Genomic DNA, 22,259 nt, shown 5'->3' on the forward strand with positions numbered 1-22,259 from the left:
ATAATTAACTTCCAAAAATTGTATCCAAAATTTCATTAAGAGGAATTGCACCAAAATATTCATCAAGATTTGTGATTTGAAGAAGTTGTGATTCTATAATTGATCTAGTAAATTCTTTATTTTCTAAAATTTCTTGAATATCTTCAACTGATCTTTGAGATAAAAAATCACCTTCAAACTTTATTTTAACAATGTGATTTTTCTCAATATTTGCAAGCACTTTTAAAGTTCCACCACTAGTTCGGGCGATATTTTCATAGCTAAAATAAGGATTTGAACCAAAAACTCATTCTCTAGATTGTCTTAAGGTTTGAGTTTCTTGAAAATCTTTTTCAGATATCATTCGATCTTGAAAATAAGTTTCAACATCTTGGGCTTTTGTTTGATATTTATTTTCAAAAAATGTAATTAGTCTTGAAATAAACTCAGAATCTTCCATTTGTTCTTCAATTTCATGCAAAATATTTGTTACTCGTTGACGGATAGATTTTATTCCTTTAGACTCAATTTTTAATCGATTTGGCTTTAAAACTTGACCTAATTTTGCCAAATTAGCATTAAATAGAATTGTTCCATGATGAACAATTCTATCTTTGTAAATTATTTGAGCATTTCCTGAAACTTTTGCGCCATTAACTATTAGATCATTTCTACCTTTGAATTCAGCATCTAAACCAAAAGTTTTAAAAAATTCTATAATCGGTGTCAAGAATTTTTGATAACTGTGATTCTGTTTTTTAGTTATAAATGAGAAATTAATGTTTCCTAAATCATGATAAACAGCGCCACCTCCAGAAAGTCGACGGTAAATTTCAATTCTTTGTTTTTCAACTTCTTCAAGCTTAATTTCCTCGTAAATATTTTGATTTTTACCGATAATTATTGCATTATTATGCTGGTAAAAATATAAAATATCGCCCTGATTTTGGTCATCTTTTAGAATTAGTTCCTCACAAACTAACGTGTAAAATGGGCTTGTTTTTTTAGTAGTATAAATCTTCATATTTCCTCCATATTTTAGTTATGTTCTAAATCAAAAGTTGTAATTAATTTAAATTTTGATTTAAAATCATCAAGATTTTCTGCTAATTGTAAATTTTCTAAATTAAAAAGTGTTATTTTTTCATAGTCTCAACGAAGCGCATACTTGTTTTTTGATAAAAAGTAGATTAAATTTTCAACAAACCAAAAAAAATATTCTGAATTGTAATCGATTGTTTTATTAGGAGCTTCAACTGAAATTTCTAATTTTCGAAAGGAATAGCTTAAAATTCGAAAATTAAATACAAATCTTTCGTTTATAGGACATTTCTTTTGAGCTGAGTTTTGTTCCTTGTTAAATGAAACTGACATCTAAAAATCCTTAAATTATATAAAGTGTGTTTTTTATTTTATTATAATTTATAATTATAAACTATTTAAGTATACTTTTATTTTTAAAAATTAAATTTAAAAATTATAAAGGATTTTTTTTGAAAATCTTGGAGAAATATGAAAAATAAAAATGAATATGTAGCTTGATACCGAAAATATCGACCTACTAAATTTTCCGATGTTGTTGGCCAACAATATTTAGTTGAAAGTTTAAAAAATATTGTTAAGTCAAAAAAGTTTTTTCACGCTTATCTTTTTTCAGGACCTAGAGGTACTGGAAAAACTTCACTTGCAAAAATATTTGCAAATGCAATAAATTGCACTCACAAAGAGCAAAATTCTATCGACCCGTGTCAAAATTGCCTTAAAAATATAAATAATTCTATTGATATAGTTGAAATGGACGCTGCTTCACACAATGGCGTTAAAGAAATCCGTGAAATTGTTGAAAATTCTATTAATCTACCTCAGGTTAGTCCCTATAAAATTTATATTTTAGATGAGGTTCATATGCTTTCAACTTCAGCTTTTAATGCATTTTTAAAAACTCTAGAAGAACCGCCAAGTCATATTATTTTCATTTTAGCAACTACCGAAGTTCATAAAATCCCTTTGACAATTCTCTCAAGAGTCCAGAGGTATAATTTTCTTGGCCTAAATAAAGAGCAAATTTCACAACGACTTTCACAAATTTTAGACTATGAAGGCGTAGAATATGAAGAAGAAGCTCTAAAATCCGTGTGTTTATTAAGTCACAACAGTTTGCGGGATGCGATTTCAATTCTTGAGCAGGCGGTAATTTTTGGCAACAACTTTCTGAGTAAAAAAAGTGTTGAAGAACTTTTTGGACTAGTTTCAAGTGAAAAACTTGTTGAATTTATAAACGTTCTTTTTTTAGCACAGTCCCAAAAAGCCTTTGATTTATTAGATAAACTTTTATTGCAAAGCAAAAATTTTCAAATTTTAATTGAGGCCTTAATAAATTTAGTCAAAGAGTGAATTATTTGAGAAAAAACTCAAGAAGAAGACTTAATTGAAATTTATTCAACTTCTGATTTGGAAAAGTTAAAAATTAGCCATGATTTTGCTTTTAAATTTTTAGATATTGGTTTTTCAACTCTAAAAGACATTAATCATGATAAGTTTCAAAGTTTAGCGCTTGAAATTTTAGTCATGAAAATTCTTGCCTTTAAAAAGGAAAACTTGCAAGAAAAAAGCCAAACTGTCTTAAAAAATACAGAAAAATTTGCTGAAAAACCAAAAGAAGAGCTAAAAATCGACACTGAAGAAAGCGAAGAAAATATCAAAAAAGAGCAAAAACCGCCAAAAAAATTAGAGTTTGTTACTGTCCGTGATAAAAATTTTGACTCAAATTATAATTTGAGTCAAAAAACAAATACCCAAAATTTATTTGATTATGACGATCCGATTCTTGAAGACGATGATGATGGCAATTTAGATTTGCATGGTAGCGATGATTTTGATTTTGCAAGAAGTTTTGACCGTAAAATCAAAAATAATTTAGAGACAAAAATCTTAAAAACTCAAAAAAGCAATAAAATAGGCGATAATTTTAAAAACAGGGACAATGCTTTTAATCCTTTGTTAGACCCCGAGGGCTCTAGTTATCAAAGTAATTTTTCAAATAAAACTGAAAATTCAAATTTGAATTCGTCTGAAAACATCGATTTTTCAAACTCATTTTTAAATTTTAATGATAAAAATACTGATGATATTGCCAAAAAAAATGTTAACTCCATTGATTCAGGCCCAAAAACAAATATTCAAACATCATATTTTAGTAAAAATGAAGAAAATGACAATAATTTTTCAGTTGATAGAAATTCATACGTAAATAAATTTTTAAAAAATAATCTGCCAAATGATTATTTGTCCGTTGATGAGGTATTTAATCTTATACTTTTGGGAAAAAAATTTTATGACACAAACCGCGAAATTTATTTCGATTTGCGCAAAAAATGGAGCCAAAATTTGTTAGATTTTCAGTATAATTTTGAATTCATAGATACTGTCGGAGTATTAAAGCATGCAGAAATTCTTACATTAACATCTAATTTTGTGTGTTTTATCACTAAAAATCTAGAGTATGAAGAATTACTAATTGAAAAAGTGGAAAAAGAAGGCAATGATGTCAACCGATTATTAAAAACCGTTTTTGGTCAGGATATCTACGGCTTTGCCATGAGTAATAATCTTGTTGAAGAAACAAAAAAAATGGCAAGTGAAATGAGATCCCGTGGTGAAAAATTTGTGCTAAAACCTTTTGAAAAACCAAAAAAACGCACTATTTCTAAGACAGATTTACAAAAATTATTCTTTGATGAATAAAAATTTTTAAACTTTTTAAAATAGTTTATATAATTTATTTAAATAAGAGAAAGGAAAAAAAATGAATCTTCAAAAACTATTAAAAGAAGCTCAAAAAATGCAAAAAGATCACAAAGTAAAAAAAGATTTGTTAGAAAAAACAGATTTTGACTTTGAAAATCAAGGAATTTCGCTGACTATTTCAGGAGGTTTTGAGTTAAAAAAGTTAAAAATTGCTCCATTTTTAGTCGACAAAGACGATATTGAAACATTAGAAGATTTAATTTCTATCACATTAAATCAAGCTTTGTTGAAAATTAGAGAAGAAAATGAAAAAATTGCTCCAACTCAATCACATTAATTTTAAATCATGGTAGATGAAAATTTTGAAAAACTAGTTGACCAATTAAGAAAAGTTCCCGGAATCACAAAAAAACAAGCCACAAATATTTTATTTTCTCTAATCGATACTCCCCTTAGTCAAATTGAGACATTTGTCGAGCAAATTTATAATTTAAAAAGAAATCTTCAGTATTGTGAAAGATGCGGATATCTAAATGCTAATTCAGTTTGCCAAATATGCCTTGATTTTCAGCGTTCTTTTAAAATATTAGTGGTTGAAAATTCTGAAATGGTCACAAAATTTGAAAAACTAGGAAAATATGATGGCAAGTATTTTGTTTTTGGCAAATATGATATCAAAAAGCTCGAAAATCATGACTTGCAAATAAAAAAACTTGCAGACCTTGCTAATGAAAAAAGCGAAATTATTATTGCTCTTTCTTCAACAATGGAAGGTTGAATTTTTGCAAATTATCTTGCAAAACACAAGTTTTTATCCTCAACAAAAATTACTAGGCTAGCTACTGGCATCCCTTTTGGGGCAGCAATTGATTATATTGACAATGTAACCTTAAATCAAGCGCTGGAAAATCGTCAAGAAATGGAAAAATAATATGTTTATAAGTTTTGAAGGGATTGATGCAAGCGGAAAATCAACCGTTATGAATTTGTTTGCAAAGTATTTAAGAATTAAATTTCCAGAAAAAGAAATTCTTACAACTTTTGAACCATATAGTGGCAATGATTCACAAGAAGCACAGCAAATCCGTGAGTTTTTGCTTAATAAAAAAAATCAAATTAGCCCATATGTTGAGATGCTTTTATTTTCAACCTCAAGAAGGATTCATCTTGAACAAGTAATTTGGCCAGCTTTAAAATCTGGAAAAATTGTTCTTTGTGATCGCTACATTGATTCTTCGATTGCATATCAAGGGTTTGGAAATAATTTAAGCCCAGATTTAGTTTTTAATTTAAATAGTTTAATTTCTGAAAACACTTTTCCAGATTTTACAATTTTCCTTGATGTTAAAATTTCAAAATCTCGCGAACGAATGGAAATTTATCGAAACGAAAAGCGAGATCGACTTGAAAATCGCGGCGAGGATTTTTATAAACAAGTTATTAAAGGATATGAATATTTATTAAAAACAAGAAAAAATTTCATTAAAATTGACGGTAATGGCGACTATGATCATGTTTTAACAGATATAATTAATTTTTTTGAGAGCTATTATGAAGCAAATTACGACAAATTGGCGCCATTTTTTCGATAATTTGTCAAAAACTAAGACAATTCCACATGCAATTTTACTTGTTTCGAGTTATTCAGATTTTCTAGATGAGAAAATAGCTGAATTTTTAGAGATATTTAGTCAAAAACCACAAATTTTTCAACATGATTTTGCAGATAATCGCCTTTCAAAAACAGAATTTTTAGAAGAGGTAAACAAGTTGTATTTTTCTTCTCTTTATGGCGATAATTCAAAAATTTTCCTAATAAAAAACATTGAAAATGCCCATATTTCTGTGCTAAACTCATTTCTAAAAATTTTAGAAGACCCTCCTTTGAATACATATTTTTTACTAACTTCTTTTTCTTCAGACTTAATTATTCCGACCATTGTTTCTCGTTGTCAAATATTTTTTTTCAATGATTTAAATAGAAAAAACGAACTCAAAAAAAAGCTAGATACATGAAAAAAATCGCCTTATAATGCTATATATGCAAATATTTTCACCAATTTTGATCAAGCAACTTTGGCTATTAAAGCCATTAGTGATTTGGATTTAGATAAATTAAAGTCATTACTAAATAATTTAACTAAATCAAAATTTGATTTTTTACTGTTTTTAAATCAAGTTTTAACAAAAGAAAACTCATTTATTTTTCTTCAGATAATAATCGCTCATTTCAAACAATTTTTTTTAAGTAATTCTGGTCTTAGCAAAAAAGACGCTAAAAAAGGGAATTTTTTCGATTTGAATTCTGAAAAAATGGTAAAGATTAATCAGACATTTAAAAAATTTCTTTCCTCACTTGAAACAAATGCAAACTTTAATATTCAAAAATTGGGCTTTTTAGTTCGACTAAATAACATTTTAACTTAAAATTATGGCAAAAATCACAGTTATAGCAACTCCAATTGGAAATTTACAAGATATAACTTTGCGAGCAATTCAAGCAATAAAATCAGCTGATTTAATTTTGTGCGAGGACACCCGAACTTCCAAAAAAATACTAAATTTTTTGGAAGTTAAAGATAAAAAGTTAATTTCCTATCACAAATTTAATGAAAAATCAACTATCGCCAAAATGTCTGACATATTTTTAACTAACCAAAACATTATTCTAATGTCAGATGCAGGTACCCCTTCAGTTAGTGATCCGGGTCAAATTTTGGTAAAATGAGCCCATGAAAACGATGTCGAAGTTGATTTTTTACCTGGCGCATGTGCTTTTGTTGGCGCTTTTGTTCTTTCTGGTTTTGATTTACCGTTAGTTTTTATGGGTTTTTTTAACTCAAAAAAGCAGCAAATAATTAAACAAATTGAACATTTTATACCAAATTATAGTTATATTTTTTATGTTTCGCCATATAAATTAATTTATATTCTTGAAGTAATTAATGAATTTTATGGCGACAAAGTTGAAATTTTTCTTGTTAAAGAAATGACAAAAATTCATCAAAAATATTTTTTTGGTTCTCCTTCAAAAATTTTAGCTCAGCTTCAAAATTCTACCAAAGGTGAATTCACTATGGTTTTAAGGCTAAAAAACGATGAAAAGCCAAAGTTAAAAGCAAATAAATATGAAAATTTTTCGAAAAATAGTGTAAAATTTTAGATTAAAATATTTTAAAAAGACGGGTTAAAATGATTAACAAGCATATTGTAAAAATTTTGTTTGACAATAAACAAATTAAAACTAGAATTGATGAGATTGCAAAGTGAATAAATTCAAACTATAAAAATTCACAAGAAATTGTTTTTGTTGCTGTTCTTAAAGGTTCATTAATTTTTCTTACTGATTTAATTCAGCAAGTCGAAGTTGATTCAATGGTGGATTGCATAATTGCTAAATCCTATTTTGGTGGTACACAATCAGGTGGCGAATTGAAAGTTATTACCGATATTGACCTAAAAATTGAAAATAAAGATGTTATTTTAATTGATGATATTTTTGATTCAGGGATAACCTTGACAAAAATTAGTGAACATTTAAAATTAAAAAAACCAAAATCACTAAAAATAATTACTTTATTTTATAAAAGAGAAAAAAGAAAAACTGATATCGAACCAGATTATTTTGGCTTTGAAGTTCCCGATGCTTTTCTTGTTGGTTATGGACTTGATTATCAGGAAAAATATCGAAATTGACCTTTTGTTGCAATTTTTGATCCAAACAAAAAGGAATAAAATAAAAAAATGATAAAAGTTACAAATATTTCCTTTAGTTACACTAACGATATGAATCAATTAGCGCTCAAAGATGTTAGTCTAACTTTTGAAAAAGGCAAATATTATGCAATTTTAGGCCATAATGGATCAGGAAAGTCGACATTTTCTAAAATTATTTCCGGAATCGCTAAACCGCAAAAAGGTACAGTTGAAGTTGATTCAATCTTATTAAATAAAGAAAGCCTACCTAAAATTAGAAAGAAAATCGGTATTATTTTTCAAAACCCAGATAATCAATTTGTTGGGGCAACAGTTGAGGACGATATTGCTTTTAGTTTGGAAAATATTAACGAAGATCCAAAAAAAATGCCCAAAATCATAGCAGAATTGGCACAAAAAGTACAAATGCAATCTTATCTCGAGCGCGAACCACAATTTTTATCTGGTGGTCAAAAGCAAAGAGTTGCTATTGCTTCAGTTTTAGCCCTAAATCCGCAAATAATAATTTTTGACGAAATAACTTCAATGCTTGATCCAAAAGGAAAAAGTGATGTTGTTAAAATTTTAGATGACCTCCGTAAAGATAAAAGTAAAACCTTGATTTCAATAACGCACAATATGAACGAAGCGATTTTGGCCGATGAAGTTGTTGTCTTTGCAAAAGGCCAAATTATTGCAAAAGGTGATCCAAAATTAATTTTAAATAATGATGAAATAATCGAAAAAGCTAAAATTGACTCGCCTTTTATTTATAAAATTTCAAAAAACCTTGATTTTATTAGTCCGACCTATGATGAAAATGAATTGCTGGAACAATTATGAAAATTAAAGCAAAAAACATCGTAAAAATTTACGACCAAAAATTACCAATTGAAATAAAAGCGCTTGACAATGTATCTGCAGAAATTAATCAAGGTGAATTTATCGCAATAATAGGTCAAACCGGCTCAGGAAAAACGACTTTTATCCAACATATGAACGCTCTTTTGCTCCCTGATAAGGGTGAAGTTGAGTATTTTTATTTTGATCAAGAGTCAAAAACTGAAAAAAAATTAGTTGTTCAAAGACCAAGATTTTTAAAATCAAAGTTTAAATTTATAAAACAAATTCGCCGTCGAGTTGGAGTGGTTTTTCAATTTGCTGAATACCAACTTTTTGAGCAAACTATTGAAAAAGACATTATTTTTGGCGCAGTTTCAATGGGAGTCAGCAAAGAAGAGGCCAAGAAAAAAGCAGCTGAAATGATAAAACTAGTCGGTCTTGATGAGACTTTTTTAGATAAATCACCTTTTGAACTTTCAGGTGGCCAAAAACGAAGAGTTGCAATTGCCGGAATTTTAGCAATGGATCCAGATATAATTTTTTTTGACGAACCAACGGCAGGTCTTGACCCTCAAGGTTCAGTAAAAATGCTTGAAATACTCGACACTCTTCATAAAAATGGAAAGACAATCATTTTAGCAACTCATGATCTTGACAGTGTTTTAGAGTGAACAAAACGTTGTATTTTTTTTAAAGATGGTAAAATTATATACGATGGTGAAACATATCCTATTTTAGATAATAATCAATTTCTTATTGAAAACCAAATGTTACCTACAAATTTGCTAAATTTCCGTGAAAAATTAGTAAAAATAGGATATCCAATTTCGAAAGTTAAGTCAATTGACGAACTGATTAGTCAAATTAATCTATTAATAAAAAAGGAAAAAAATGCAAATTAGTGTTGCTAAATATGTCCCAAGAAACACAATAATTCATAAAATGGACCCCCGACTAAAAATAGCCTTTAATATTCTTTTTGCAGTGCTTTTTTTTGTCACTACCCATTTAGCGACAATTTCAATTTTGCTTTTTCTTTCACTTGTTTTTTTCTATATAACAACAAAAAGAGTTAAGCAAATTTTTACTTTAATGAAAATGCCAATAATCATTTTCATAATTATGTTAATAATTTACGGATTTATTATTGATCACCAAAATATTAATACAATTTTAGGCATTTCATCTGATAATGAACCGCCTAAATATAAAGTTTTAGGTCTAAATCCTGAAGAAACAACGCATTTTATTTCTTGATATTTAGTAAAGCCGACCGTTTTATTTGGAAGTATAAAATTTTCAATTGGAACTGTTAGCATAATTCGCTCTCTAGTTTTAGCGGTTCGAATTTATGGCATGATAATTTCAACTACAATTTTAACTTATTCAACAAAGCCATTTTTACTAACCCGTGCAATTGAAGATTTAATTCTGCCTTTAAAACTTTTATTTATTCCGACCCATATAATTGCAATGATTATTTCAATCGCGATTCGTTTTATTCCGACTTTGTTACTTGAGGCGACCCGAATTATGAAAGCTCAGTCTTCACGTGGGGTAGATTTTAAACACGGAAAAATTAGGGATAAAGTCAAATCATTAATAACTCTAGTAATTCCACTTTTTGTGCTTGCTTTTTCACGGGCTGAAGATCTCTCAAATGCTATGGATGTCCGCGGTTATGATGTTTATGCAAAGAGAAGCCGTTATCGCCGTCTAGTTTTTAACAAGCTTGATTATCTTTTTGCCCTTATTTTTATTGCCCTTATTACTTTAACAGTTTTAATGGAAATGAATATTATTCCAATTTCGCGCCTTCCATTTTGATGACTCTACACTAATCAAAAAATTTAATCATGGAAAATAATTCTAAAATACGCAATGAAATTCTTGAGCTAAGAAAACAAATTGAAACTTGAAATCATCATTACTATCAACTGCAAAATCCGCTTGTTGATGATTTAATTTATGATAAAAAACTGAGAGAATTAATAAATTTGGAGCAAAAATATTACTATCTTTTTACTTTAGACGAACTTAATTCATCGCCAAGTCAACAAGTTGGTAGCAAAATTACATCAAAATTTGCCAAAATTAAACACTCAGTTCCGATGTTATCGCTCAACAAGGCTCATACAAAATCTGAACTTGAAAAATGAGCCCAAAAAGCAATGGTAATTTTAGAAAATGTAACTTTTTTTGTCGAGCCAAAAATTGATGGAATTTCACTTTCACTAATTTATAAAAATGGCCAACTTATTCAAGCACTGACTCGTGGGGATGGTGTTTTTGGTGAGGATGTTTTAGTTAATGTCCTTAAAATTAAGGATGAATTTATCCCTAAAACAATAGATTATTTTGATGACCTTGAAATAAGAGGGGAAATTTACATAGATAATTCTGCCTTTGAAAGTTTACAAACTGAGACAAATGTCTTCAAAAATCCTCGAAATGCCGCAAGTGGAATTCTTAGACGATATAAAAAGAACCAAAAAGATTCAGCTAGCGAAGATTTTTCATTTTTAAGCGGGTTTTTTTATACACTTGTTGAACCAGAAAAACATAAAATTTTTAGACAGTTAGAGGCAATCACTTTTTTAAAAAAATTAGGTTTTAAAACTAATGATTTTCAAAAAGAATGTAAGAATTTAAACGATGTTTTTGACTTTATTGGCCAAATTAAAAAAAAAAGAGAGCAACTAAATTACAATATTGACGGCGTTGTTATCAAAATTAACGAGTTTTTCCTTTATGATCAGCTAGGTTATACATCAAAATTTCCTCACAGTATTATTGCCTTTAAATTTGAAGATGACGTTGTAAAAACCAAACTACTAGAAATTTTTCCTACAATTGGAAGAACTGGAAAAGTCACATATAATGCCAAAATTGAACCCGTAAATCTTGGCGGTAGTCTTATTTCCTCGGCAGTTTTACCTAATTATTCTTATATTGAAAATCTAAAATTAAATTTAATGTCTGATGTTTTTGTTAAAAAAGCGGGCGAAATTATCCCGCAAATTATCGGAAGTGTTGAAAAACATGAAAAAACTAATTTTTCAATTGCAAAAAACTGTCCTAAATGTCAGTCTGAATTAATTTTTAGTGAATCAGGAATTGATCAATTTTGTCAAAACAAAAATTGTCCTGGCATAATTCTCCAAAAAATTGTTCACTTTTCATCAAAAGCCGCTTTAAATATTGAAACTTTAGCCGAAAAAAGAATTCAAACACTATTAGATAAAAAAATTATTTCTAATATTTGTGATATTTTTGACCTTAAAAATAACCTTGAAAAAATTTATTCTGAATTTAAACCTAGCCAATTAAATTCAGAAAATAAGCGTGTTCCATCTTTACAAATTAAGTCAGTAATTAAATTGCTTAATGAGGTTGAAAAAGCAAAAAACATCGATTTTCATAGGTTAATTTTTGGTTTAGGAATAAAAAATGTTGGAATAAAAGCTGCTAAAATTCTTGCAAGATATGCTAAAAATATCTCTGAATTAAGAAAATTAGATTTTGAAATACTAAAAAATCAAAATGATTTTGGCCCTGTTATAATTAATTCATTGACTGAATATTTTAATAATGAGGAAAATCAAAAACTACTTGACTGTCTTGAAAAGGTTAATTTTAATTTTAAAAATCCAACTATTTCACCGTCTTTAATTGGTTGAACATCATTTGCAATTTCAGGAAAATTATCAAAACCAAGACACGAATTTGTTAAAATTATCGAACAAACAGGTGCATATTTTCACACATCAATAACAAAACAAACCGCTTATTTGGTAACGGGTGAATCGACCGGATCAAAAATAGAAAAAGCAATTAAATTAGGCGTTAAAAGAATCTCAGAAGAAGAATTTTGAGAGCTAATAAAAAGTAAAATTGAATAAAAAATCCTATAATTTCATAGGTTTTTTATTCAATTTGACAACTTGGGCAAAAATAAGTTGCTCCGAGTTTACAAGTTTGACGGAAAAAATTAACTTTTATTGAATACAAATATGCAAAAATACCCGTAAATCCGGGTTTTTTGACCTAAATTCTTAATTTTTATTATTTTAAAATTAACCATTTGAAAAAAAAAAAAAAAATTCTTGGTCTAAAATAAAATTATGTTATAATGGAGTCACTAAGAATGAATTAATAAATTTTGATATTGAATTAGGGAGGATAAGATATGTTTTTGCCATAAAAAAATCAGTAAATGCGAATTATCCATTATATTTTTAGATATGATGGTATGCCTTAAATTTGACCGTTTAGAAATCTACAAATTTAAGGCTTTTAGTTATTGTTCTTTCAAAACTTCATATATTTTTTTAGGCTCAATTTAAATAAAAACGAGTTTTCTATTTGCATTGAGTTTAAATAGTAGTTGTATTTTTTTATGTTTTTGTCAGTGTTTTAAAATATGCAATTAACTTTTGCCAAAAAAGTTAAAGAAGTACCCAAAAAACCGGACACTTTTTTAAGATTATTTTATCAAACTGGGAAACTCGGGATAGGTTTTTTATTCAACTTGGCAAGTTGGGCAAAAATAAGTTCCTCTGCCAGCAACAACAACTTTTAAAATTTTTTCATTGCACTTAGTGCAAGGTAAATTTTTTTTAGTATGTACCTTCAAAAAATTTTGAAATTTACCCTCTTTTGCATTCAAAGAAGTATATGAATTTATACTTGATCCACCCAATTCAATTGATTTTTGCAGAATTTCTTTGCTCTTTTCAACGATTATTTTGGCTTGTTTTAAGGTTATTTGGTTAGCAATTTTGTCTGGAGAAATTTTAGCCGCAAAACAAACCTCATCAGCATAAATATTTCCTAGCCCACTCATTATTTTCTGATCAAGTAAAATCGATTTGATTGAGCGAGTTGATTTTTGGATTTTTTGATAAAAATCCTCAACATTAATATAAAAAGGTTCAGGTCCTAAATCGACTAAGGGTTTAGTTTTGAATAAATTAAAACAATCTCTAATAACAAAAGTCCCGAATTTTCGACTATCATTATAATTTAAAACTGAATTATCTGAAAAAATAAAGGAAATATAGTCAAATTTATTTCATTTTGGGTACTTATAAGTAAAATATTTCCCGTTCATTCGTAAATGTGAGAGTAAAACTTTTTGGTTATCTAAGAAAAATAAAATATGTTTAGCCCTATTTTGAACATCAATTATAGTTGAATTTTTCAGTATTTTTTGAAATTCAACAAATGAAATTTCTTTTATAAAACTCTCATCTTTAGCCAAAACATTAACTATTTTTTTACCGATAATCTCTTTTTTTAAGGCATTTACAACGGTTACAACTTCTGGCAATTCAGGCATTTTATTTGTCCAATTCGTCAATTCGAGATTGGTGACGGCCAGCTTCGTACTCTGCTTCTAAAAATTTATCAATAATTTTTTTAGATTCTTCAAGGGAATTAAATCTACCTGAAAGAGCTAAAGCGTTTGCATTATTATGTAATTTGGCCAGAAAAGCATCATTTTCATTTGTTACTCTTGCAGCGCGAATTCCTTTAAAACGATTTAGCGCATAAGACATACCAAGACCAGTCCCGCAAATTCCAATTCCAATTTGATTTTTATTTTCAAGCAAAAAATTAGCTAACTTTTTTCCATAAACTGCATAAGAACTTGACTCATCATTATATGGACCTAAGTCAGTAACTTGATGACCTAAAGATTCAAGGTATTGAATTATTTCTTTTTTTCTTTCAAAACCAGCATGATCTGAAGATATAGCAAATTTTTTTGGCATTTTTCCCCCTTATTTTTTGTTAAATTATACCATTTTTTAACAAAAAAAATCCAAACTAATCAAGGTTTGGATTTTTCAATTATATAATATTAGATTATTTACTGTAGAACTCAACAATTAGTGATTCTTTAATTTCTTGATTTAACTCAGAACGTTCCGGACGACGAGAAAAAACAACTTTGAAATTTTGTTTATCAACTTCAAGCCAAGGAGCGGCTGTTTTTGTTTCTAATGCTGTTAAAATTTGCTCGTTTTTACGGATTTTTTCATTTTTTAACTTAGTTAATTCAAATGTATCACCTTGTCTTAATTGGTATGATGGAATATTAACTTTTTTCCCATTAACCAAAAAATGACCGTGGCTAACTAATTGACGAGCTTGACGACGAGTTTCGGCAAATCCTGCGCGATATACGGAATTATCAAGTCGAGATTCGAGCGCCTGTAAGAATAAAGTTCCGGCAATACCAGTTTTTTTAGTTGCTTTTTTATATGTATTTCTAAACTGTTTTTCTGATAAACCGTACATAAAACGGACTTTTTGTTTTTCACGAAGGTGAACACCGTAGTCAGAAAGTTTTGAACGTCTTTGACCATGTTGCCCTGGTGCGTATTTTCGTTGTTTACCTTTTGCAAATTCTTTTCCAGTTTCAAGAATAGAAAAGCCAACACGACGTGATTTTTTAAAAATTGGGCCTGTATAGCGTGACATTTTTTCTCCTTTTACTAATTTAATTTGCATTTTTAGACTAAAAAGAGAAAACTAAATATTTATTAAATGAATTCAAAATCTAATGTTTTCACCAACAGCAGGATACTCACAAATCTTGACAAATTTTGAATTTTTTTTAACAATATTTAATGCTGTTAATTTAAAAATGCAAAATAATTATAGCATAGTTTAAAATTTTTGCAATATTTTTCCGAATTTTTAATTGATTCAGCGACTAAATTTTATTTAATAAAAAATTTACCGTCTTGAAATTATCACAACCTTTTGTTAATATTTAACTATAAAAAAATAATTAACAAAACTCCTGAGTTTCCCAGTTCGATGAAAAATTTATTTTTATTGAATACAAATATGCAAAAATACCGGTAAATCCGTGTTTTTTGACCTAAAATCTTAATTTTTATTGTTTTAAAACTAACCTTTTGCAAAAAACAAAAAAAAAATGCTTGGTTTAAAATAAAATTATGTTATAATAAACTCAATTAAGAATTATTAATAAATTTTCATATTGAATTAGGGGGACTTATTATGTTTTTTGTCATAAAAAAATCAGCAAATGCGAATTATCCATTATATTTTTAAATATGATGGAATGCTTTAAATTTAACCGTTTGGAAATCTTCAAATTTAGGGCTTTTAATTATTGTTCTTTCAAAACTTCATATTTTTTTTAGGCTCAATGCAAATAAAAACGAGTTTTCTATTTGCATTGAGTTTAAATAGCGGTTGTATTTTTTATGGTTTTTGTCAGTGTTTTAAGCTAAAAAAGCAGTTTAAAAATTTCATAATTTTGCTTTTAAGTTAAAATTTTATGTTATAATTTAAAAAATTTAGAATTTATGGTAAACTATCTTTATTCAATTTTTAATTTGCAAATTTATGAAATAATTTAGATTTAAATAATTTTATCAACAATGATTTTGGCAAAACTAGTCTCATCAACCCTATGATGAAAAGGTTAGAAAAAAGTTTCATTGTCTTAGTAAATAACGATAAAAAAACAAAATTTATCATTATATTATAAGGTAATAATTGACTGTTAAAAAAAAAATTAGAACCGCTTTTCTTAGACAATATTTTAACTAAATATTTAATATATTTCAAGAAACAATAAAATTAACTATGTTTCCTAATCTTTTTAGATTTTCCACACTCAAAAATTATTTAAAAATTTGTTTTTTATTATTTTATGATATAATTATTTAATTGCTTAATGAAAATAACCCAAAAAGCTAGTAAAGGAACTAAAATGGTAAAAATTCGTCTTCAAAGAATGGGCTCTAAATTTAATCCAATTTATAAAATAGTTGTCGCAGATGCGCGTGCGCCTCGTGATGGCCGTTTTATTGAATCACTTGGATTTTATGATCCACAAAAAAAAGTTGCAAGGGTTAATTTAGAAAAAACATATCGTTGATTACATATAGGCGCTCAAACAACAGACACTGTGCGAACTATTTTTTCTAAAAAAGGTATTTTTGAAACTTTTTTAGAACAAAAACATTCAGCATAAAGTTCTTTCAAAACTTAAAAGATGAAAATTAATGTTTTAACATTGTTTCCCCGCTATTTTGAAACCTTTACTTCTGAATCAATCATTGGAAAGGCAATTCAGAGAGGAGATATAACAGTTAATATTATTAATTTTCGCGATTTTAGTCAAAATAAGCATCAAAAAGTAGATGATTATGTTTATGGCGGTGGCCCTGGCTTGCTTTTGCAAATTCAGCCAGTTGTTGATGCTCTTGAAAAGGTTGGAGGCATAAAAATAGCCTTGAGCCCTCAAGGTAAAAAATTTGACCAAAATATTGCAAAAAAACTAGCAAAAGAGTCAGAAATAACTCTTTTATGTGGTCATTATGAAGGTTTTGATCAAAGAATTATTGATAATTTCATTGATTTTGAATTGTCTTTAGGTGATTTTGTTTTAACTGGTGGCGAAATAGCAGCAATGGCAATAATTGATGCTATTTCGCGTTTACAGCCAAACGTAATAAACCCAAATTCTTTAGATAATGAGACTTTTAATAATTTTTTATTAGATTATCCTCAATATTCTAGACCAGCAAATTTTCGTGGGTTATTAGTTCCTGAAGTTTTAATTTCAGGCAATCATAAAGAAATTGAATCCTGGCGTCAAAAGCAAAGAGAAATTAATACCCAAAAAAAACGCCCTGATTTATGAGAAAAGTATATAAAATTTAAAGAAAAAAAATAGCTAAATAAATTTTTTTATTATAATTTATAAATCTATAAAAAAATTTTAAGGAGAAGACATGCAAACAAGATTAATGGAAATTGTTGAAGCAACCCAAATACGTGATTTCCAAACTTTTCAGCCAGGTGATAATGTACGTGTTCACGTTAAAATTCAAGAAGGTAACAAAAGTAGAATTCAAATTTTTGAAGGTTTAGTAATTAAATTTAAGAAAAATGGGCTATCTTCAAGCTTTGTAGTTCGTAAAATTTCCCACGGCGTTGGTGTTGAGAGAACATTTCTACTTCATTCTCCACTTGTTGATAAAATTGAAGTTGTCCGTTCAAACAAAGTTCGTCGTGCAAAATTATATTATATGAAGGAACGTTCTGGAAAATCTGCACGTCTTAAAGAAATCAAAAGAAAAGAATTAAAAAGTTAAAATTGCCCTTAAATCGTGGAAAAACTAATAATTGTCGAATCTCCAAATAAAATCAATACGATTTCATCTTATCTAGATTCATCTTATACAGTAACATCCTGTGTTGGTCACATTACAAATTTGGCTAAAACTGGTGAATTTGGGCTTGGAATTAATTTAAAAACCTGAACGCCTACTTATGTAATTGATAAAGCTAAGAGAAAAACTGTAACTGAATTAAAAAAATTAGCAAAAAAAGCTAAAAAAGTCATTATAGCAACCGATGCTGATCGCGAAGGTGAGGCAATTGGCGCTTCACTTGTTGAATATCTTGATGTTGATGATAAATATGAACGGATAAAATATAACGAAATTACAAAACCAGCAATTATTTCTGCTCTTGAAAAACCGGATCGTATCAATCAAAATTTGGTAAATTCACAGCAAACTAGACGAATGCTTGATCGAATTATTGGTTTTCGTCTTTCTTCGTTGTTAAAAACTAAAATTCAAAATGCACCTAAAATTCCAGCTGCAGGACGTGTCCAATCTATTGGACTAAAGTTAGTTGTTGAAAGGGAAGAAGAAATTAAAGCTTTTATTCCCGAGGTTTATTTTAATCTTTCAGTTCTTTTAAAAGATGAAAAACACAATTCTTTTGAGGTTAATTACTATAATCCAGAAAATGAGTCCAAAAAATCTGACTGGATTTTTTCCCAAGAATCTCTGGCAGAAATTACTGATGAAATTAAAGCTAATCCGTTTTTAATTCTTGATGAATTTAAGATTTCCCAAAAAAAGGATCCTAAAATTTCACCTTTAAAACAAGCGATTGTTTTTAAAAAAATGTCGCAATATTCGTCTTCTTCTGTTTCATTATCGCTCCAAAAACTTTATGAAGGTTTTGGTGACCATGGTTTAATTTCCTATCCAAGAACCGACTCAACTCGTCTTAGTGAAACATTTTTAGAAAAAGGTCGTGATTTTATTTCAAAAAATTTTGGTCAAAATTATATAGCTAAATCAATTAAAGGTTTTGCTGGTGATCAAGATGCCCACGAGGCCATTAGACCAACAGATTTAGAACTTAGTCCTGAAGAAGCGAAAGAAAAATATCCTTTAAGTCAACTAGATTTCCAAATTTATCAATTAGTTTATAATACAACACTTTCAGCAATGATGGAAGTTCCTGTTCGGAAAATTACCCGTCTATTATTTAAAACATCTTCAAAAAAACACAATTTTACTTATTCATTTTCAGAATTTGTGTTTGATGGATACTTCAAGGCAACCGAACTTCCAGAATTAAAATTTAAACCTGAATTTGAATCATTAGAGAATTTAGTTGACTCAAAATTTGAAGTTCAATCAAATTTTGAAAAAACTATTAAGGAATCCAGGCACGAAACCCAACCGCCGGCAAGATTTAATGATGGTACTTTAATTGAAAAGTTAGATGATATCAAAGTTGGCCGTCCATCAACTTTTGCAATCTCAGTTAAAAAACTTAAAGATCACTTATATGTTAAAAGTGAGTCAAAAGCGTTAATTCCGAGTGAATTTGGGCGAGTAGTTTTGGAAAATCTTTTAAAAATTTCACCAGATATTATTAATACTAATTTTACCGCTAAAATTGAAGAAGAACTTGATTTGATTGCTCAAGGGAAACAAGATTATAAAGAATTTCTTGATAATTTTTGGACACAAATAGAGAAAATTACAGATTCATCAAAACCGCTTGAAAAAATAGTTATGGAAATTGAAACAACTGGTGAAAAATGTCCTGAATGCAGTATGGATTTGGTTTACCGTTACAATCGCAAAACTTCACAGCGTTTTATTGCATGTAGTGGTTTTCCTAAATGTCGCTTTCTAAAACCTGATCCTGAAAGCAAAAATACCTATAATTTTAAGGCAAAATTTAAGAAAAAAACAAAATAGATAGCTATATTTTTTAATTTTTATTTATGGTTGATACTAATTTAATAGTCGTAATTGCACTGCTCACAACACTAATCATTGGATTTTTAGCCTATGGTTTTATTTCAAATCGTCTTAAATTAAGACGACTAAAGATAGAAAAAGCTGAACTTAAGGACTTAAGCAACAAAACCTTAGCAATTTTTTTAGCGCGAATTATTGTAATAATCGAAAAAAATATTGATTTAGTATCAAATTTTGTTGTTGGCGCTAATCTAAAAATGTCAGATGTAAACAATTTGGCGCGCGTTCACCTTGAAGTTCTCCAAAATGATCAAGTTGTGTCCCAAATTATTCAAACAGGATATGAAACTGAAAAAATTTTTTTCAATAATATAAATATTTTATCCAAAAGTAAATCAAATTTATGAGCAAAACATAATACTAAGGAACTTAATTATTTCACTGATTTTGCTAGTTATTTGAAAAAATTTGACAAAAATATTCTTGGATTATATAATGACGAAAAAATCCGCTTTTTGAAATATTACAGTCATTTAATTGCTGATTTAAAACAAAAAAAAGTTAAAATTGACGATCTTTCAACATTAAGTCAGCAATATTTTGATCAAAATCGCATTCCGACCAAACCGATTAAGCTACCTTTTTGAAAAAAATGAAGAAAAAAATAGATTTTTTATTTTATTTTATTAATTTTTTAACTTTTTTTCGGTTTCTTGGCGGCTTAATAATTTTTATTTTACTTTATCTTTTTTCCAAATATAGTTATTTTTTGCTATTTTATATAGCGTTTTTCTTTTTTGTTGCTTCAAGTTTGACCGATTTTCTTGATGGTTACCTTGCCCGAAAATTTAGACTTGAGTCAGAATTAGGCAAAATTTTTGACCCAATAACCGATAAAATACTGACAACAACGACCTTTTTTCTCTTATCTTATTTAGAATTAACTCCGTGATATCTTGTTTTGGTTTTTGTTTTGCGCGACATTATTGTCGATGGCTTTCGTATTTTTCTTGCGAAAAAAAATATTAATGTAGCTGCTAATTTTTTAGGAAAACTAAAGACAGTTTTACAAATTTTAGCGATTATTATCATTTTCCTTGGATACTCAATTAGTGCTGAAATTTTTATAAAACACTATTATTTATTTAATTTGACAACTATTTTTGCAGCAATTATATCAGTAATTTCTGGTATTTATTATGTTGCCCCTGTTTTTAAATTAGTAAAAAAACAATAATTTAGTACTTATTTTTAATAATTGTTTCAAAGAAGCTATTAAAAAGCGGGTGAGATTCTAGAGGTCTTGTTACAAATTCAGGATGATATTGGACACCAATATAAAAAATATGAGATTTAGATTCGCAAACTTCAATTAAATTAGAAACTGAATCTCGACCAGTAAAACTAAAGTCAGAATTCTCAAGTTGGTCAACATATTTTTGAACAACTTCAAATCGATGACGGTGTCTTTCATATGCAAAAGAAGTTCCATAAATCTGAGCAATTCTGGAATTTTGGGCAAAAACAACCTTATACTCACCAAGTCTGAGAGTTCCGCCGATTTGAAGTTTAGAACCATCAATTTTATTATAATCAAGAACACTTGTTTGGTTAGGTTTTTCTGCTAAAAATTCAGCTGAATGTGCGTTTTTAATCCCATTTAGACGCGCGATTGCAACTGTCATTGCTTGCATTCCAAGGCAAATTCCAAATGTTGGAATATTATTTTGATAAGTAAAAATAGCAGATTCTACTTTATTTTCAAATCCACGAAAACCAAAACCTGGTAAAATTATTATACCATCAAATTTTTCTAACTGACTAGTTGAAAAGTTTAGATCAGCGGTATTAATAAATTCTAATTCTAAATTTATCTTTTGGTAAGCGGCTGTTATTTTTAGCGCTTCTAAAATTGACTTATAAGCATCTAAAAATTGTGTGTATTTTCCAAGTGCACCTATTTTTATTGTTTTATCTCATTTTTTTAATAATAAATTAGTAAAATCTCTCCATTTGTCTAATTTAGGTTGCCTATGTTCTAATTCAAAATGGGAAAAAATAGCATTTAATAGGTTACTTTTTTCTAATAACAACGGAAGTTGGTAGATATTTTTAAGATTCGGAACTACAATAACATTTTCTAATGGCAAAAAGGCACTTTTTGCAACTTTTTTTGCAACATGATCATCAATTTGGTCATGTTCAAGTCGTAAAAAAATCGCATTTGCACGAATTCCACGCGAATTTAATTCGGCTATAGAAAACTGAGCCGGTTTAGTTTTAAATTCATTAGAAGCATTCAAAAAAGGAATGTATGTTGTGTGAATAAAAAACACATTTTTAAAATTTGACTCAGCGGCCATCTGTGAGGCTGCAAAGAAAAATGGGTTTGATTCCATATCACCAACAGTCCCACCAATTTCGACTAAAATAAAATCACTTTGGTATTTATTGCCAACACTTTTAATTCGTGAAATAATTTCATCAATTACATGTGGAATTATTTGGACAGTTTTTCCTTGATAAAAACCTTTTCTTTCTTTTTTAATAATTGAAAGTAAAATTTTACCACTTGTGTGATTTGAATCTTTTGAAAAATTTTGACCAACAAATCGCTCGTAATGGCCTAAATCTAAGTCAGTTTCACCACCATCGGCGGTTACAAAAACTTCACCATGTTCATAAGGCGATAAAACTCCTGGATCAACATTTAAATATGGATCCAGTTTCAAAATATAAACCGAATAGCCGCAATTTTTTAATAAATTAGCAACTGAAGCAACTGAAACACCTTTGCCAATCCCGGATAAAACTCCACCGCTGACAAAAATATATTTTGGCATAATTTTTCCTTTGATAACAAATTGTACCATAAATTTCATTTTTTCCTACAAATTGCTAAAAAATTCGGTATATTCATAA

At 28.3% G+C, this 22,259-nt stretch carries 23 protein-coding genes; 17 read left to right on the forward strand and 6 right to left on the reverse strand.

Going from position 1 to position 22,259, the window contains the following annotated elements:
* Window positions 1-4: 4 nt before the first annotated feature.
* On the reverse strand, window positions 5-1,003 hold the full coding sequence (locus R7X45_RS00605) for a lipoate--protein ligase (protein WP_318051023.1): 999 nt from the start codon (window positions 1,001-1,003) through the stop codon (window positions 5-7).
* A 14-nt stretch (window positions 1,004-1,017) separates the two neighbouring features.
* Window positions 1,018-1,353, reverse strand: a complete 336-nt coding sequence (locus R7X45_RS00610; RefSeq protein ID WP_303535971.1) for a hypothetical protein — start codon at window positions 1,351-1,353, stop codon at window positions 1,018-1,020.
* 138 nt (window positions 1,354-1,491) lie between these two features.
* Between R7X45_RS00610 and dnaX the strand changes: the two genes are divergently transcribed.
* The 11 genes from dnaX (at window position 1,492) to ligA (ending at window position 12,167) form a co-directional block, all read left to right on the forward strand.
* Complete coding sequence (gene dnaX / locus R7X45_RS00615) at window positions 1,492-3,723, forward strand: DNA polymerase III subunit gamma/tau (RefSeq protein ID WP_318051024.1); 2,232 nt, start codon at window positions 1,492-1,494, stop codon at window positions 3,721-3,723.
* A gap of 61 nt (window positions 3,724-3,784) precedes the next feature.
* Window positions 3,785-4,063 (forward strand): YbaB/EbfC family nucleoid-associated protein, encoded by a 279-nt coding sequence (locus R7X45_RS00620; protein WP_044284004.1) that lies wholly within the window; start codon window positions 3,785-3,787, stop codon window positions 4,061-4,063.
* Between the two features lie 9 nt (window positions 4,064-4,072).
* Window positions 4,073-4,657 (forward strand): toprim domain-containing protein, encoded by a 585-nt coding sequence (locus tag R7X45_RS00625; RefSeq protein ID WP_318051025.1) that lies wholly within the window; start codon window positions 4,073-4,075, stop codon window positions 4,655-4,657.
* Window position 4,658: 1 nt separating this feature from the next.
* Entirely contained in the window at window positions 4,659-5,318 is a 660-nt protein-coding gene (gene tmk / locus R7X45_RS00630; RefSeq protein WP_318051026.1) for a dTMP kinase, read from the forward strand.
* Window positions 5,278-6,153, forward strand: a complete 876-nt coding sequence (locus R7X45_RS00635; protein WP_318055532.1) for a hypothetical protein — start codon at window positions 5,278-5,280, stop codon at window positions 6,151-6,153. Before tmk ends, R7X45_RS00635 begins: the two co-directional genes overlap by 41 nt.
* 4 nt (window positions 6,154-6,157) lie before the next feature.
* Window positions 6,158-6,889: a 16S rRNA (cytidine(1402)-2'-O)-methyltransferase gene (gene rsmI / locus R7X45_RS00640; RefSeq protein ID WP_318051028.1), complete on the forward strand. Its 732-nt coding sequence runs from the start codon at window positions 6,158-6,160 to the stop codon at window positions 6,887-6,889.
* A 29-nt stretch (window positions 6,890-6,918) separates the two neighbouring features.
* Window positions 6,919-7,461: a hypoxanthine phosphoribosyltransferase gene (gene hpt / locus R7X45_RS00645; RefSeq protein ID WP_282861101.1), complete on the forward strand. Its 543-nt coding sequence runs from the start codon at window positions 6,919-6,921 to the stop codon at window positions 7,459-7,461.
* Between the two features lie 9 nt (window positions 7,462-7,470).
* Window positions 7,471-8,289, forward strand: a complete 819-nt coding sequence (locus R7X45_RS00650; protein WP_318051029.1) for an energy-coupling factor transporter ATPase — start codon at window positions 7,471-7,473, stop codon at window positions 8,287-8,289.
* On the forward strand, window positions 8,262-9,167 hold the full coding sequence (locus R7X45_RS00655; protein ID WP_318051030.1) for an ATP-binding cassette domain-containing protein: 906 nt from the start codon (window positions 8,262-8,264) through the stop codon (window positions 9,165-9,167). Before R7X45_RS00650 ends, R7X45_RS00655 begins: the two co-directional genes overlap by 28 nt.
* A complete protein-coding gene (locus R7X45_RS00660; RefSeq protein WP_318055533.1) occupies window positions 9,157-10,119 on the forward strand; it encodes an energy-coupling factor transporter transmembrane component T in 963 nt (320 codons plus the stop codon). Before R7X45_RS00655 ends, R7X45_RS00660 begins: the two co-directional genes overlap by 11 nt.
* 2 nt (window positions 10,120-10,121) lie before the next feature.
* A complete protein-coding gene (gene ligA, locus R7X45_RS00665) occupies window positions 10,122-12,167 on the forward strand; it encodes an NAD-dependent DNA ligase LigA (RefSeq protein WP_318055534.1) in 2,046 nt (681 codons plus the stop codon).
* A 620-nt stretch (window positions 12,168-12,787) separates the two neighbouring features.
* Here ligA and mutM read toward each other — a convergent pair.
* The 3 genes from mutM to rpsD all read right to left on the reverse strand — a co-directional run bounded on the left by mutM (window position 12,788) and on the right by rpsD (window position 14,754).
* Window positions 12,788-13,606, reverse strand: coding sequence for a DNA-formamidopyrimidine glycosylase (gene mutM, locus R7X45_RS00670; protein WP_318055535.1), 819 nt, complete (start codon window positions 13,604-13,606; stop codon window positions 12,788-12,790).
* 1 nt (window position 13,607) lies between these two features.
* The gene (gene rpiB, locus R7X45_RS00675) at window positions 13,608-14,042 is read right to left on the reverse strand and encodes a ribose 5-phosphate isomerase B (RefSeq protein WP_318055536.1); all 435 of its coding nucleotides are present in this window, start codon (window positions 14,040-14,042) and stop codon (window positions 13,608-13,610) included.
* 94 nt (window positions 14,043-14,136) lie between these two features.
* Window positions 14,137-14,754 (reverse strand): 30S ribosomal protein S4, encoded by a 618-nt coding sequence (rpsD, locus tag R7X45_RS00680; protein ID WP_010320876.1) that lies wholly within the window; start codon window positions 14,752-14,754, stop codon window positions 14,137-14,139.
* A 1,270-nt stretch (window positions 14,755-16,024) separates the two neighbouring features.
* Here rpsD and rpsP point away from each other — a divergent pair.
* The 6 genes from rpsP to pgsA are packed head-to-tail and all read left to right on the forward strand — an operon-like array spanning window position 16,025 to window position 20,574.
* Entirely contained in the window at window positions 16,025-16,288 is a 264-nt protein-coding gene (gene rpsP / locus R7X45_RS00685) for a 30S ribosomal protein S16 (RefSeq protein WP_318055537.1), read from the forward strand.
* Window positions 16,289-16,309: 21 nt separating this feature from the next.
* A complete protein-coding gene (gene trmD / locus R7X45_RS00690; RefSeq protein WP_318055538.1) occupies window positions 16,310-16,993 on the forward strand; it encodes a tRNA (guanosine(37)-N1)-methyltransferase TrmD in 684 nt (227 codons plus the stop codon).
* A 58-nt stretch (window positions 16,994-17,051) separates the two neighbouring features.
* Window positions 17,052-17,414: a 50S ribosomal protein L19 gene (gene rplS, locus R7X45_RS00695; protein WP_010320873.1), complete on the forward strand. Its 363-nt coding sequence runs from the start codon at window positions 17,052-17,054 to the stop codon at window positions 17,412-17,414.
* Between the two features lie 15 nt (window positions 17,415-17,429).
* Entirely contained in the window at window positions 17,430-19,334 is a 1,905-nt protein-coding gene (gene topA / locus R7X45_RS00700) for a type I DNA topoisomerase (RefSeq protein ID WP_318055539.1), read from the forward strand.
* A gap of 26 nt (window positions 19,335-19,360) precedes the next feature.
* Window positions 19,361-20,005, forward strand: a complete 645-nt coding sequence (locus tag R7X45_RS00705; RefSeq protein WP_318055540.1) for an MHJ_0274 family protein — start codon at window positions 19,361-19,363, stop codon at window positions 20,003-20,005.
* Window positions 19,990-20,574, forward strand: a complete 585-nt coding sequence (gene pgsA, locus R7X45_RS00710) for a CDP-diacylglycerol--glycerol-3-phosphate 3-phosphatidyltransferase (RefSeq protein ID WP_318055541.1) — start codon at window positions 19,990-19,992, stop codon at window positions 20,572-20,574. Before R7X45_RS00705 ends, pgsA begins: the two co-directional genes overlap by 16 nt.
* A gap of 1 nt (window position 20,575) precedes the next feature.
* Here the strand turns inward: pgsA and R7X45_RS00715 are convergent, their stop codons facing one another.
* Window positions 20,576-22,180: a CTP synthase gene (locus tag R7X45_RS00715; RefSeq protein WP_334308807.1), complete on the reverse strand. Its 1,605-nt coding sequence runs from the start codon at window positions 22,178-22,180 to the stop codon at window positions 20,576-20,578.
* Window positions 22,181-22,259 lie beyond the last annotated feature (79 nt).

It is taken from the genome of Mesomycoplasma ovipneumoniae, assembly GCF_033343935.1.
Classification (GTDB): domain Bacteria; phylum Bacillota_I; class Bacilli_A; order Mycoplasmatales; family Metamycoplasmataceae; genus Mesomycoplasma; species Mesomycoplasma ovipneumoniae_G.